The sequence below is a fragment of the Roseateles koreensis genome, assembly GCF_028595305.1.
Lineage (GTDB): Bacteria > Pseudomonadota > Gammaproteobacteria > Burkholderiales > Burkholderiaceae_C > Paucibacter_A > Paucibacter_A koreensis.
On the sequence record NZ_JAQQXS010000011.1, the window covers coordinates 148,010 to 161,699 of the forward strand.

Sequence of the window (13,690 nt, forward strand, 5' to 3'; positions counted from 1 at the left end):
CGCAAGAGGCTCAGGCCGGTATCCATTTCAAAACTTCTTCAGGCAATGCCGGACGCGCCACTTGAAGCACAACTTTCAAGCCCGGTACCAATTGCGACTGGGTCCAGATTTCAGACTTCACGGCGGGCGTCATGCTGACCACCAACACAGCCGCCACGCAAATCAGCAAACCCCGCAAAAGCCCGAACCCCGCGCCAGCCAAGCGGTCCACAAGACTCAAAGGCGTGGCGTGAATGAGGCCTCGCAACAATTTGGCGCACACACCCCACACCAGCAACACCAACAAAAAACTCAAACCCAGGCTCAACACATGCGTCGCGCTCTGCCCCAAACGCTCCTGCGGCAAAACACCCGCCAAATAGGGTGCCACAAAAGGCATGGCCACATAGGCCACCAGCCATCCAGCCAATGACAAGACCTCAAACACCAAACCGCGCCACACGCCCATCAGGACCGACACGCCCCCAATGGCCAGAAAAACATAGTCAACCCAGACCATGGCAGGCGCAACGTTGAGCGGCAGGGCTCATCTACAGCGTAAGCACCGCAGTGCTCAAGCCGGTACCGCGTACCTTGGCTGCGGCCTTGTCGGCTTCGTCACGGCTTGAGAAAGGGCCAACCCGCACTCGAATTCGGGTCCCCGCCGGCGTAGTCACTTCCTGGGTATAGGTTTTCAAACCCAATTTTTCGACCTTGTGGCGCGCTTCCTGTGCTGATTTGACATCGGCATAAGCACCGACTTGCAGAACCAAACGAACAGGGGCATTGCTCGCGGCTTCAGCGCTTGCAGCTTTTTTGTCATCAGCCTTCAAAGCTGGTTTACCGTCCAGCAAGGCCTGCACGCGAGCGGCTTCGTCTTTATTGGCTTTCGCAGCGGCGGCTTTTTCGGACGTTTTTTCAGCTGCTTTTTTTTCGGCGGCCTTTTCTGCGGCCTTTTCTGCAGCTTTCTCGGCCACTTTGTCGCTGCGTCTTTCGGCGGACTTTTCCGCCGGCTTTTCCGTCAACTTGGGCACCGGGCGTGCCGCCTCGGCAACTTTGGCGGCAGCGATTGCTTCTACAACAGGCAATGCCGGCCCTGGCACGGGGTCGGCGGCCGGAGCTACCTTCGATTCAGGCGGGGCAATCCGTTGCGGCGCGGCTTCTTGGGCCAGCGGCGACCGAGCGGGGTTCTGCAATTCGGCAGCAGGCTGCTGCGGCGCCGGCACGGCGGGCGCATGCAAAACCTGCACACCGTCTTTGTCTGGAATGGTGATCGGCAGGTCGATCGGAATGGGCCGGGGCTGGGTTTCGAACACCATGGGGAAGCCAATCACCCCCAGTGCGACCAGCACCGCCGCACCGATCAACCGACGCCGCGCTTGCAGCCGCAGTTGTTGCACGGCGTCTGCGGTGTCCGACACCGGCTTGGCGGCCGGCTTATTGCTTGATCGCTTGAAAAATGACAGCAAACCCATGAATGTGGCGGAGCAAATGGTTGGGTTGATGAAGGGAGTAAAAACGCCAGGGGGAACGATCGACTTCAACACCAAGCCGAGCAAGCCACATAGCCGAGGCACCTGAAGTGGGGTCCGGCAAGCCTGATCTGACCCTCTTTCTCAAGAATTCAAGCGGACTGCAATCGAGGCACGCCGTTCTTGAGTACGCCCCCCACGGTGTAGAAAGAGCCAAACACGAGAATTCTATCAGCGGGGTCCGCCGCTGCCGCCGCTGCAGCCAGCGCTGCGAGTGGATCGGCATGGCAGTGTGAGGCCACGCCGGCCACGGGCTTCAAGCCACCCGAGGCGCGCAGGGATTCGAATTGGCGCTGCAAGTCCTGCGCGGTCGCGGCGCGAGGAATTTCAAGATCGCAAAAATGCCAGACATCCACCAAGTGCGCCATTTTCTGGAAAATAGCCGGTAAATCCTTGTCTGCCATCGCGCCAAACACCGCGTGAGTGCGCGGGTAGAAGCCCATTTGGTCCAAATTCTGTGCCAGCGCGGCCACCGCGTGAGGATTGTGGGCGACATCCAGCACCAAGGCAGGTTGGCCCGCCACGACTTGAAAACGCCCGGGTAGATCAACCATCGCCAACCCATTGCGAACGGCTTGCGCACTGATAGGGAGCCGCGCGTACAAAGCCTCAAACACCGCCAACACGCCCGCAGCATTCAGCAGTTGATTGACGCCCCGCAGCGCGGGGTAAGCCAAACCACTGAAGCGCTTCTCACGCCCCGACCACTGCCACTGCTGGCGGTCGCCGTTGTAATTGAAATCACGCCCCAATTGCCGCAGGTCGGCACCAATTTCAGCGGCACGCAGTGCCAAGCTGGCAGGCGGCATGGGGTCACTGACCACCACGGGTCGCCCGGCGCGCATGATGCCGGCCTTTTCTCGGCCGACAGACTCACGGTCCGCGCCCAGGTACTCGGTGTGATCGAGATCGATGCTGGTGATCACTGCGCAATCCGCGTCGATCGCGTTGACGGCGTCCAAGCGTCCACCCAGGCCCACCTCAAGAATGACAAGGTCCAAGGGCTCGGCAGCCAGGCGCATCATGATGGCCAGCGTGGTGAACTCGAAATACGAGAGCGTCAAGTCACCACGGGCCGCTTCAATCGCAGCGAAGAACGGCAGCAGCGTCGCGGCCTCAACGGGGGCGCCGCCCACCCGGCAACGCTCCTCAAAGTGAACCAGATGCGGCTTGATGTACAGCCCAACCCGATAGCCAGCCTGCAGTGCGATGCACTCCAGCATGGCGCAGGTAGACCCTTTGCCATTGGTCCCGGCCACCATCACCACGGGCGCCGCAAACTTCAAGTTCAAGCGATCTCGCAAAGCGATCACCCGATCAAGCGTCATATCAATGACCTTGGGGTGGAGTCGCTCACAGTGCGCGAGCCATTCATCAAGCGTTTCAGGCATGGTGGACGAATTCATTGGAAACGGAAACAAGACGGCCAGACCTTGTGGGCCTGGCCGGGTCGTTCAATCTGAAAAGTTGAAGAAGCGTCGTCAAGCGACCGCGTCAGAGCTCTGGCGCTGCAGCATGGCCAAGGCCCGCGCAATGGTTTCGCGCAGTTGACGACGATCAACAATCATGTCGACAGCGCCTTTTTCCATCAAGAACTCGGCGCGCTGGAAGCCGGCAGGTAGCTTTTCACGCACGGTGTTCTCGATCACGCGCGGCCCGGCGAAGCCAATCAGCGCCTTGGGCTCGGCAATCACCACATCGCCCACAAAAGCAAAGCTGGCGGAGACGCCACCCATGGTCGGATCGGTCAACACGCAGACATAGGGCAATTTGGCCTTGGCCAACCGGGTCAAAGCGGCGTTGGTCTTGGCCATTTGCATCAAGCTCAACAAGCCTTCTTGCATACGGGCGCCGCCTGTCGCGGTGAAGCAAATGAATGGCGTTTTTTGTTCAATGGCAGATTCGACCCCGCGCACAAAACGCTCGCCCACCACTGACCCCATGGAACCGCCCATGAAGTTGAACTCAAAACAAGCCGCCACCACGGGCACCGTCATGACCGCGCCACCAAAAACCACCAGCGCATCGGTCTCGCCGGTGTTTTCCAGCGCCTCTTTCAGGCGGTCGGGATACTTTTTGCTGTCTTTGAACTTGAGCGCGTCAACAGGCAGCACTTCTTGCCCGATTTCGTAACGGCCTTCACCGTCAAGAAATGCGTTCAAGCGTTCACGGGCGCCAATGCGGTGATGGTGGCTGCATTTGGGGCAGACATTGATGTTCTGCTCCAAGTCAGTCTTGTACAGCACGGTTTCGCAAGACGGGCATTTGATCCACAACCCTTCGGGCACCATGCGGCGCTCGTTGGGGTCGGTTTGCTGCATCTTGGGCGGCAGTAGTTTTTCAAGCCAACTCACGGGCAGACTCCTCTAAAAAATTGGACACAGGCCCCGCGACAAAGCGAGGCCAGGCCATCAAGCATCCAGCGCAGCGCGAATTTCTCGAATGAATTTCGCGCCGGTTGCGGCCACATTATCGCGCGGCTGGCCTTCCAGCAGTTCAACCAGGCGGGAACCGATGACCACTGCGTCTGAAACATCAGCCACAGCACGCGCCGTTGCGGCGTCGCGAATGCCAAAACCCACCCCCACCGGCACCGAAACATGGCGTCGAATACGGGGAATCATCGCCGCCACCGCTGCGGTATCCAGGTGCCCTGCACCCGTCACTCCTTTGAGAGAGACGTAGTAGACATAGCCTCGTGCCACCGCGGCAATACGGGCCATGCGCTCATCGGTGGAGGTTGGCGCCAGCAGAAAAATGGGGTCCATGTCAGCCGACTGCATCAAGCCGGCAAAAACCTCGCACTCCTCGGGCGGGTAGTCCACCACCAGCACGCCATCCACACCGGCGGCCTTGGCGTCGGCGACGAAACGCGCTTGGCCGTAGCGCTCAATCGGATTGGCATAACCCATCAGTACCACGGGGGTGCGTTGATTGCTTTCGCGGAACCGGCGCACATCTGCCAGCACCTGCGGCATGCCGATGCCCGCACGCACGGCACGTTCAGCGGCACGCTGAATCACCGGTCCGTCCGCCATGGGGTCAGAAAAAGGCACGCCCAATTCGATCACATCGGCCCCGGCTTCGGCCATAGCGAGCATCAGCTCCACCGTGGTTTCAGGATAAGGGTCACCGGTCGTGACAAAGGGAATCAAGGCCTTGCGGCCCTCTTGCGCCAGGCGGGCAAAGGTAGCTTCGATGCGACTCATGCTTGAGCTCCTTTGACCGATTGGCCTTTGCAGGACGGGCGACAGAAAAACTCGGCGCGTGACAGGTCAGCAACCGTCCCGATGTCCTTGTCACCCCGGCCCGACAAGTTCACCAGCAAGTGCTGGTCAGCAGGCAGCGTGGGCGCCAATTTCAAGGCATAGGCCAGCGCATGACTGGATTCCAGCGCCGGGATGATGCCCTCGCTGCGGCACAGGCGATGAAAAGCGGCCAGTGCCTCGTCGTCGGTCACGCTGACGTATTCGGCACGGCCGCTGTCCTTCAAGTAGGCATGCTCAGGGCCAACGCCGGGATAGTCCAACCCCGCGGAAACGGAATGGGTTTCAATGATCTGCCCGTTTGCGTCTTGCAGCAGATAGGTGCGGTTGCCATGTAGCACGCCCGGCGTGCCCAGCGACAGGGTGGCCGCATGCTTGTCGGTGCTCAGGCCCAAGCCGGCCGCCTCGACGCCGATCAAGCGAGTCTCCGCGCGGTCGATGTAGGGGTAGAAAATGCCGATGGCATTGCTGCCGCCGCCCACGCAAGCGATGACGGCGTCCGGCTGGCGGCCGATCATCTCCGGCATCTGCACCAGGCATTCATCACCGATGACACGCTGGAAATCGCGCACCATCATCGGATACGGGTGCGGGCCAGCCACGGTACCGATGATGTAGAAAGTGGACTCCACATTTGTCACCCAATCGCGCATGGCCTCATTGAGCGCATCCTTCAGCGTTTTGGAACCTGATTCCACCGGCACCACGCGGGCCCCAAGCAGGTTCATGCGATAGACGTTGGGGCTCTGGCGCTTGACGTCTTCAGAGCCCATGTACACCACGCACTCCATGCCATAGCGCGCGCAGATGGTGGCCGTGGCCACGCCGTGCTGGCCCGCGCCGGTTTCGGCAATGATGCGCTTTTTGCCCATGCGCTTGGCCAGCAAGGCTTGGCCGATGGTGTTGTTGATCTTGTGCGCGCCCGTGTGATTCAGGTCTTCGCGCTTGAGAAAAATTTGCGCACCACCCAATTCACGGCTCAGGCGATCAGCGTGATAGATCGGGCTGGGGCGGCCCACAAAGTGTGCCAACTCCTTGTTGAATTCGGCAATGAATTCGGGGTCTTTGCTGTAGTGGGCATAAGCCTCTTTCAGCTCGTTCAAGGCGTGGACCAGGGTTTCGGCGACAAAGCTGCCGCCGTAGGTCTGGCCCTTGATGGGGCCAAAATGCCCTTGGGCATCAGGCTGTTGATAACTTGGCATGGATTCTTCTCTCTGCATTTCAGGATTGCGTGATGCGCGCATCGGCTTGGCGCACGGCATCACAGAACTGACGGATCATCTCGGCGCTCTTGAGGCCCTTGGCCTCTTCGACGCCGGAACTCACATCAACGGCGGTCGGCCGAACCTGAAGAATCCCGGTCAGCACATTTCCGGCATGCAACCCACCAGACAAAACGACTGGAGAGGGCACGTTTTTTGGAATGAGTGACCAATCGAAAACCTTTCCACCACCGCCATAACCCTCAACGTGCGCGTCGAGCAAAATGGCCTGGGCACTTGAATACTGTTGCGCGAAGTTTAACAAATCAAAGCCAGGCCCCATACGAGCGGCACGCAAGTATGGCCGCCCTGCCCGCTCGCACGCGGCGGGCGACTCGTCACCGTGAAACTGCAGCAGCATATTGGGCAGCGCCTGAAGTGCTTGCGCCAGTTCGGCCTCCGGTGCGTTAACGAACAAACCCACCGGCGTCACAAAGGGTGGCAACAAACGCGCCAACTCAGCGGCACGTGCCGGCGTGACATGGCGAGGGCTCTTGGCGTAAAACACAAAGCCAATGGCATCAGCGCCGGCCTCAACCGCAGCTGCAACATCAGCCTCACGCGTCAGGCCACAAATCTTGATTCGGGTACGGCTCATGCTGTCAATGCGGGGCTCAAGGCAGCCAGTCCATGGCGGCCGTATGTTCAGGAATTTGAAACTGCGGCTCGTAGTATGGGCCCTTGAAGTAGAGCCCATCAGCCGGAAAGGTCGGTGCCGCTCGTTTGCGATCTCGCCCCGCCAGCACCTCAGCCAGCCATTCGCGGCTCTGGGTGCCATTGCCAACGGCGATCAGACACCCCATGATATTGCGCACCATGTGGTGCAGAAACGCCGAGGCGTCGAAATCAAATCGCCAGTACGCCCCGCGCCTTGAGATTTCAATTGCACGAATCGTCTTGACCGGCGATTTCGCCTGGCATTGCACGGCGCGGAAGGCACTGAAATCATGTTCGCCCAAAAGCAGCGACGCTGCCGCCCGCATGGCGTCGCCATCGAGTGCGCGAAACACCCAACCCACACCGCCGGCTTCGATCGCTGGGCGAACGGCAGACTCCAACACCAAAAACACATAACGCCGCCCCTGCGCGGAGAAGCGGGCATGGAAATCATCGCCTGGAAACTCGCACCATTGAATCGCCACATCGGCAGGCAGATACCGGTTGGTGCCGCGCACCCATGAGGCAGCCTCACGCGCCACTTCAGTGTCGAAGTGCACCACTTGATTGAGCCCGTGCACGCCCGTGTCCGTGCGCCCCGCGCAGAGGGTACGAATAGGTTGGGCCGCAAACTCGCTCAGCGCGGCCTCCAGCACGTCCTGCACCGTTTGCCGGTCCACCTGACTCTGCCAGCCATGGTAGGCCTGGCCCCGGTAACTCACTCCCAGCGCAACGCGCATGTTCGCGCCCCTTCCGTCCGCATCAAAAGTTCAAGCATTCAACAGTTCAAGACTGAATAAAAAAAGGCGCTCCGCAAACAGAGCGCCTTGAGCGGTTCGATCAGGCTCAGCGCAATTCGTTGAGCATGGCCTGGGCCTGATCCCGCAATGGGCCGCTGGCTTTGCCTACCAACTCTTGCAGCACTTCGCGGGCACCTTCAGTGTCGCCAATCTGCCGGAATTCATCCGCCAATTCCAATTGACGCATCAAGGGATCGCCGCCGTCGTCGGCCAATGCATCGATATCGCCTAGCGGCTCTCCGGCAGGCGCCACCGGTTTGTCCAGCATGGCTGCAAATTCGGCCGGCAGTTCACCGTCAAAACTGGAAGACTCCGCCGCAGGAATCGGCGGCACATGCTCAGCGACCGCCGCGCCGTCGCTCGGCAAAGACAGATCAATCGAAGACAGGTCGAAATCGAGCGAACCCTCATGCGCAGAAGTCGCAGGGGTGCTTGCATCCGCGGGCGCGTCAAGATCGGGTAGGTCCAGATCAAATTCAAGGTCTGAACCGGCTTTGGAGGCTGCGGGCACAGGCTCCGACAAGTCGAAGTCCATTGACAGGGGCGCATGTTCCACCGACACCGCCATGGCCTGTGTAGCCTCTAGCGCCGAAGGCGTGACTTTGCCTGCCGAGCCGTCCAAGTCCAGATCAAGGTCCAAATCGAAACCGCTCATCAAGGGCTCAGGCGCGGGCTCGCTACGTGCCATCAAAGGCTCGGTAGCAAGATGTTCTCCGGTTCCTGCACTCACCGTATGGGGCATGGTGCTGGCATCCATTGGCTCCGGATGCACATCACGCCCGTCGTCCAGCGGCAACGGAGCGCCACCCGGCTGATACAGCGGATTTTCGGGATCGATCTGCCGGCCCAATTCTTGCGCCTTGGCCCAGTCATCCCCTTGGCCATGTGTCTCGGCATACAGTTGGATAGCCAATTGCTCAAAGCCCTTGGTGTCCCGGCGCTTGGCATAGACCTCCAGCAACTTGAGACGAATCGCCAGTCGTTCAGGATTGGCCCGCAAAGCCTCCTTGAGAATTTCCTCCGCCTGCAGGTCCCGGCCATAAGCCAGATACACATCGGCTTCAGCCACCGGATCCACGTCGCCAATGGCATCCAACTGACTCAAGGAATAATTCATGGAGGAGCCGCCACTGCTCGCATCCCGGGTGTCCACGCGCGCGCCACCCGTGGCACCAAAAAAAGAATCAGGCTGAGCGCGGCTTTCATGGAAGCCGGTATCCGGCTTACCAGAACCACGCCGTCCCCGCAAGCGATACAGGCCGAACGCGCCCAAGGCGGCCGCCACACCCCCCCCCAGCGGCAAGAGCAAAGAACTCTCGAGCAGTGAGTCCAGGAAACTGGGCTCCGGCTTTTCAGTGGTCGGCGCAATGGCCGCCGGCGCGCTTGCAGCGGCCACACGGCGAACTGCAGACGCAGGCGTTGAGGCGGCCGCAGGTTCCTTGGCCACCGTCTGCGGCAAGGCCGAAGCGGGCACGGCCGGCAGACCGGCAACCGCCGCGGTAGGCAGCGCCGATGACGCTGCCGTCACAGGCGCTGGAGTGGATGCAGGTGCAGGTGCAGCAACGACCTTGGGGTCTTGCGGCACTGGGGTGCTGGCCGAAACCGGCTTGGCCGCGCTGGATAGCTTTTTCAGCTCCTCCACATTGCGGGTCAACTCAGCCACGCGTGCGGCTGAATCTTTCTTTTCGGTTTCTTTTGAAGCTTGCGCCACTTTGGCATTCGCCGCCTTTTGCGCATCGGCCGCGCTGGCCGCCTTGCTCAAGGTCAGTTTGTCCGGCGCCACGTTGGCCGCGGGCTTTTTGTCTTCAACCGCGGCTTGTACCTGCCCTTTGGCCTGGCGCTCGTCCTGCTCCTGTTTCAGGGCGGGCGCAGCGGAACCCAAGCGCTGGCGATAGGCGTTGAAATCCATGCTTTGAGCGCGGATGACCTGCCGCGCCTCATTGGCAGACAAACCGCCCAGAGTTTCAGCGGACGGTACTTGCAGTACGGCCCCGGTCTTCAGGCGATTCATATTGCCGTCAACAAAGGCATCGGGGTTGCCGCGGTACAGCCCCACCAGCATTTGATCCAGGGAAATGCCCGACGGCTGGGTCTTGACGGCGATGCGGTACAAGATATCGCCCGGTTTGACCCGATATTCCGACGCCGCTTGCGTCCGCTGGGCTGCCTCGCCTTGCGGTTTGGGCTCGGCCTTAGTTTCGACTTTGACTTCAGGGCGGGGTTCCGTCTTGGCCTCCGCCTTGGGACGGCTGGGTGCCGATGCCGATGCAGTCGACGGAGGCGGGCTTGCCTTCGCATTCACGGGCGGCAAACTGGCAGGGGCGGCCGGCACGGGCGTGGCAACAGGCTCAGCCAATGCCGGGGTGGGGGCAGGAACAGGTGCTGCAGCCACAATGGCCGGCGTGGTTTGTACCGGCGCGGGTCGGTTACTCACTGGCGGATCAAACAGCAAGGTGTATTCGCGCACCAAGCGGCCACTGGCCCAGGTCAACTCAAGAATGACGTCCACAAACGGTTCTTGAACCGCGCGATCGCCGCTGACACGCAAAAAAGTGCGCCCATCGCGGCGCGTCACTTGGACGGTGGTGCCATTCAGCAGGCTGTTGTACTCCACGCCCGTCGCGCGATAGGCATCAGGTGGGGCCACCCGCACCTTCAGGGTACTGGCTTCTTCAGCGCTGAGACTGGTGATATCAATCTCGGCTTTGAGGGTTTCGCCCAGCGCTGATTGCACAGACAGGCGGCCCAGGCCCACAGCGCCGGCTTGCGCACTGAGGAGCAGCAAGGCCGCTGCGGCAATCTGAGATCGGGGAAGGCCCGGCACCTTGGCGAAGAATCGGCCGCGAGTTGAACCACTCGATTCAGGTCGATGTGCCACGATATCGGAAACCAGTTCCGCCCCGTCTTGCATTGCGCTGCTAATTCTTTTCAAGACATCCCCCAAAGCAAGCAAGCGAGCGCCTCGGGACGCCCGCTTCTGTTGCCGATCAATTCTCGACTCTCAACCGCGCTCAGGCAGGGCCCATGCATTGCAGTCACCGCTGGAATTTCTAACAGCAGCAAGCATATACGCAAGCAAGCTCATGCAAAGCCGCATAAACACCGTGGAGATGTAGCAGTTTGCAAGAGCTGAGCCTGCTTGTCGCTTGCAGGCAACGCTTGAGCGGAGGAACCCGGCCTTGCCCGGGGAGTTTCAACGGTCCAGCAAGATGCGCAGCATGCGACGCAAGGGTTCAGCCGCACCCCACAACAGTTGGTCGCCAATGGTGAATGCTCCCAGATAGTCCGGCCCGAAAGCCAGTTTGCGCAAGCGCCCCACTGGAATGGTCATGGTGCCCGTCACTGCGACCGGGGTCAGGTCTTGCACACTGGCCTCACGCGTATTGGGAACGACTTTCACCCACTCGTTGTCAGCGGCGATCATGGCCTCAATGTCAGCCAAGGGCACATCTTTCTTGAGCTTGAAGGTCAGGGCCTGGCTGTGGCAGCGCATTGCACCGACACGGATGCAAAAACCATCGACCGGTACCGCAGCCGTGCCAAAGCCTTCGCCCTGGCCCATGATCTTGTTGGTTTCGGCCATGCCTTTCCACTCTTCCTTGGACATGCCATTGCCCAGATCTTTGTCGATCCACGGAATCAAGGAGCCGCCCAGGGGCACGCCGAAATTGGCCGTCTCGGCCGCTGAAAGGGAGCGCTGCTTGGCAATGACCTTGCGGTCGATTTCCAGAATAGCGCTCTTGGGGTCGTCCAGCAGCGCCTTGACCTCGCCATTCAGCGTGCCGTACTGCGTCAACAGTTCACGCATGTGTTGCGCGCCGCCGCCCGATGCGGCCTGGTAGGTCTGCGTGCTCATCCACTCGACCAGGCCAGCCTTGTAGAGCGCGCCGACGCCCATCAACATGCAAGAAACGGTGCAGTTGCCGCCAATCCAGTCCTTGCCGCCGTTGGCCAGGGCATTTTTGATAACGGGCAGGTTCACCGGATCAAGCACGATGACCGAATCAGCCTCCATGCGCAGGGTCGAAGCGGCATCGATCCAATGCCCGGTCCAGCCTGCGGCGCGCAGCTTGGGGAAGACTTCGCTGGTGTAGTCGCCGCCCTGGGCGGTGATGATGATCTCGCAACGCTTGAGCTGCTCGATGTCGAAAGCGTTTTGCAGCTTGGTTTCGTTCTTCGCCTGCGCAGGGGCCGCGCCGCCCGCGTTCGAGGTGCTGAAGAACAGCGGCTCGATCAAATCAAAGTCGCGCTCAGCGCTCATGCGCTCCATGAGCACTGAGCCCACCATACCGCGCCAGCCAACCAGTCCCACCAATGTCGTCATTTGGATACCTCTATTGCCCTAAAAAAGTTTGCTCTGAACTTTTTCTCCCCCGGCTCGCTTCGCCGGGGGTGCAGGGGCGAGACGAACCGGAGCCGAACTAGCTCTTAATGGTTTTGGTAATGGCGGCAACCACCGCATCACCCATCTCGCGCGTGCCCACCTTCTGGGTGCCCTCGCTCCAAATGTCTGGCGTGCGCAGACCTTGGGCCAATACAGCAGCCACAGCCGACTCGATACGAGTGGCAGCTTCTGGTTGGTTGAGGGAAAATTTGAGCATCATGGCAGCGGAGAGGATTGTAGCCAAAGGATTGGCAATTCCCTTACCGGCAATGTCAGGCGCGCTGCCATGGCTGGGCTCGTAGAGGCCCTTGTTGTTCTTGTCCAACGACGCCGAGGGCAACATGCCGATGGAGCCGGTCAGCATGGCCGCCGCATCCGACAAGATGTCACCGAACATATTGCCCGTGACAACCACATCAAAACGCTTGGGTGCCTTGACCAGTTGCATGGCGGCGTTGTCCACGTACATGTGGTCAAGCTCCACATCGGGGTACTGAGCGCCGACCTCGATCATCACGTCTTTCCAGAACTGGAAAGTCTCCAGCACATTGGCCTTGTCCACGCTGGTCACGCGCTTGCCGCGCTTGCGGGCAGCTTGAAAAGCTACATGGGCAATGCGTTCAATTTCTGGACGTGAATAGCGCATGGTGTCGAAGGCTTCTTCGCTACCAGGGAAATGTCCATCCACCGCGGTGCGGCGACCGCGCGGCTGGCCAAAGTAGATGTCACCCGTCAACTCGCGGATGATGAGAATATCCAGGCCCGCCACCAGTTCGGGCTTGAGCGAAGACGCATGCACCAGTTCGGGATAGCAGACGGCCGGGCGGAAATTGGCGAACAGGCCCAACTCCTTGCGCAGGCCCAAAATGGCTTGCTCGGGGCGCAGGGGGCGGTCCAGCTTGTCGTACTTCCAGTCGCCCACGGCGCCGAACAGCACCGCGTCAGCGTCCTGAGCCAGCTTCAGCGTAGCAGCAGGCAGGGGATGGCCACTGGCCTCATAGGCCGCGCCACCAACGGCGGCAAATTCCATTTCCAAGGGAAGGTCCAGAACCTTCAAGACCCGGACGGCTTCATCCACGATTTCAGGACCAATGCCGTCACCCGGCAACACTGCAATTTTCATGTGAATTCCTTGATGCTTGGGTGTGTTCAGCCAGCAAGCCGATGAGCCAGCCAGGGCTTGGCGGCGATGCGCTGAGCTTCGTAGTTATGAATCTTGTCGGCGTGGCGCAAGGTCAAGCCAATGTCGTCAAAACCATTCAGCAGGCAGTACTTGCGAAAGGCCTGCACCTCGAAGGGCAATTCAGTACCGTCGGCCTTGATCACCACCTGACGCGGCAGGTCAACGGTGAGTTGATAGCCGGGAAAGGCCGCCACTTCATCGAACAACTGCGCCACCTGCGCGGCCGGCAGCTGGATGGGCAGCACGCCATTCTTGAAACAGTTGTTGAAGAAAATATCGGCAAAGCTCGGTGCAATCAGGGCGCGAAAGCCGTATTGCTCCAGCGCCCAAGGCGCATGCTCGCGGCTGGAGCCGCAACCGAAGTTGCTGCGCGCCAGCAGCACGGAAGCGCCCTGGTAACGCGGCTGGTTCAGCACAAAGTCGGGGTTCGGCTTGCGGCTGGCCGGGTCTTGGCCGGGCTCCCCGGCGTCCAGATAACGCCACTCATCAAACAGATTTGGGCCGAAGCCCGAACGCTTGATCGATTTGAGGAACTGCTTGGGGATGATCGCGTCGGTATCGACGTTGTCGCGATCCATCGGGGCCACCAGGCCTTTGTGAACGGTAAATTTTTCCATGATCTTTGAC

At 60.4% G+C, this 13,690-nt stretch carries 12 protein-coding genes; all 12 read right to left on the reverse strand.

The features are described 5' to 3' along the window. Positions 1 to 10: 10 nt before the first annotated feature. A complete protein-coding gene (locus tag PRZ01_RS13535; protein WP_273597322.1) occupies positions 11 to 499 on the reverse strand; it encodes a CvpA family protein in 489 nt (162 codons plus the stop codon). A gap of 31 nt (positions 500 to 530) precedes the next feature. Then, positions 531 to 1,454, reverse strand: a complete 924-nt coding sequence (locus PRZ01_RS13540) for an SPOR domain-containing protein (protein ID WP_273597323.1) — start codon at positions 1,452 to 1,454, stop codon at positions 531 to 533. 149 nt (positions 1,455 to 1,603) lie between these two features. Further along, positions 1,604 to 2,902 (reverse strand): bifunctional tetrahydrofolate synthase/dihydrofolate synthase, encoded by a 1,299-nt coding sequence (gene folC / locus PRZ01_RS13545; RefSeq protein WP_273597324.1) that lies wholly within the window; start codon positions 2,900 to 2,902, stop codon positions 1,604 to 1,606. A 90-nt stretch (positions 2,903 to 2,992) separates the two neighbouring features. Further along, the gene (gene accD, locus PRZ01_RS13550) at positions 2,993 to 3,865 is read right to left on the reverse strand and encodes an acetyl-CoA carboxylase, carboxyltransferase subunit beta (protein WP_273597326.1); all 873 of its coding nucleotides are present in this window, start codon (positions 3,863 to 3,865) and stop codon (positions 2,993 to 2,995) included. Positions 3,866 to 3,922: 57 nt separating this feature from the next. Continuing rightward, positions 3,923 to 4,720, reverse strand: a complete 798-nt coding sequence (gene trpA, locus PRZ01_RS13555) for a tryptophan synthase subunit alpha (protein WP_273597327.1) — start codon at positions 4,718 to 4,720, stop codon at positions 3,923 to 3,925. After that, entirely contained in the window at positions 4,717 to 5,979 is a 1,263-nt protein-coding gene (gene trpB / locus PRZ01_RS13560) for a tryptophan synthase subunit beta (protein ID WP_273597328.1), read from the reverse strand. The genes trpA and trpB overlap by 4 nt, the downstream gene beginning before the upstream one ends. A 19-nt stretch (positions 5,980 to 5,998) precedes the next feature. After that, positions 5,999 to 6,637, reverse strand: a complete 639-nt coding sequence (locus PRZ01_RS13565; RefSeq protein ID WP_273597329.1) for a phosphoribosylanthranilate isomerase — start codon at positions 6,635 to 6,637, stop codon at positions 5,999 to 6,001. Between the two features lie 16 nt (positions 6,638 to 6,653). Next, positions 6,654 to 7,436, reverse strand: a complete 783-nt coding sequence (truA, locus tag PRZ01_RS13570) for a tRNA pseudouridine(38-40) synthase TruA (protein WP_273597330.1) — start codon at positions 7,434 to 7,436, stop codon at positions 6,654 to 6,656. Positions 7,437 to 7,542: 106 nt separating this feature from the next. Beyond that, positions 7,543 to 10,281 (reverse strand): FimV/HubP family polar landmark protein, encoded by a 2,739-nt coding sequence (locus PRZ01_RS13575; RefSeq protein ID WP_273597331.1) that lies wholly within the window; start codon positions 10,279 to 10,281, stop codon positions 7,543 to 7,545. 408 nt (positions 10,282 to 10,689) lie between these two features. After that, on the reverse strand, positions 10,690 to 11,820 hold the full coding sequence (asd, locus tag PRZ01_RS13580; protein ID WP_273597332.1) for an aspartate-semialdehyde dehydrogenase: 1,131 nt from the start codon (positions 11,818 to 11,820) through the stop codon (positions 10,690 to 10,692). Between the two features lie 97 nt (positions 11,821 to 11,917). Continuing rightward, complete coding sequence (gene leuB / locus PRZ01_RS13585) at positions 11,918 to 13,003, reverse strand: 3-isopropylmalate dehydrogenase (protein ID WP_273597333.1); 1,086 nt, start codon at positions 13,001 to 13,003, stop codon at positions 11,918 to 11,920. 26 nt (positions 13,004 to 13,029) lie between these two features. Continuing rightward, positions 13,030 to 13,680 carry a 3-isopropylmalate dehydratase small subunit gene (gene leuD, locus PRZ01_RS13590; protein WP_273597334.1) on the reverse strand — a complete coding sequence of 217 codons (651 nt, stop codon included), beginning with the start codon at positions 13,678 to 13,680 and terminating at the stop codon, positions 13,030 to 13,032. Between the last annotated feature and the right edge of the window lie 10 nt (positions 13,681 to 13,690).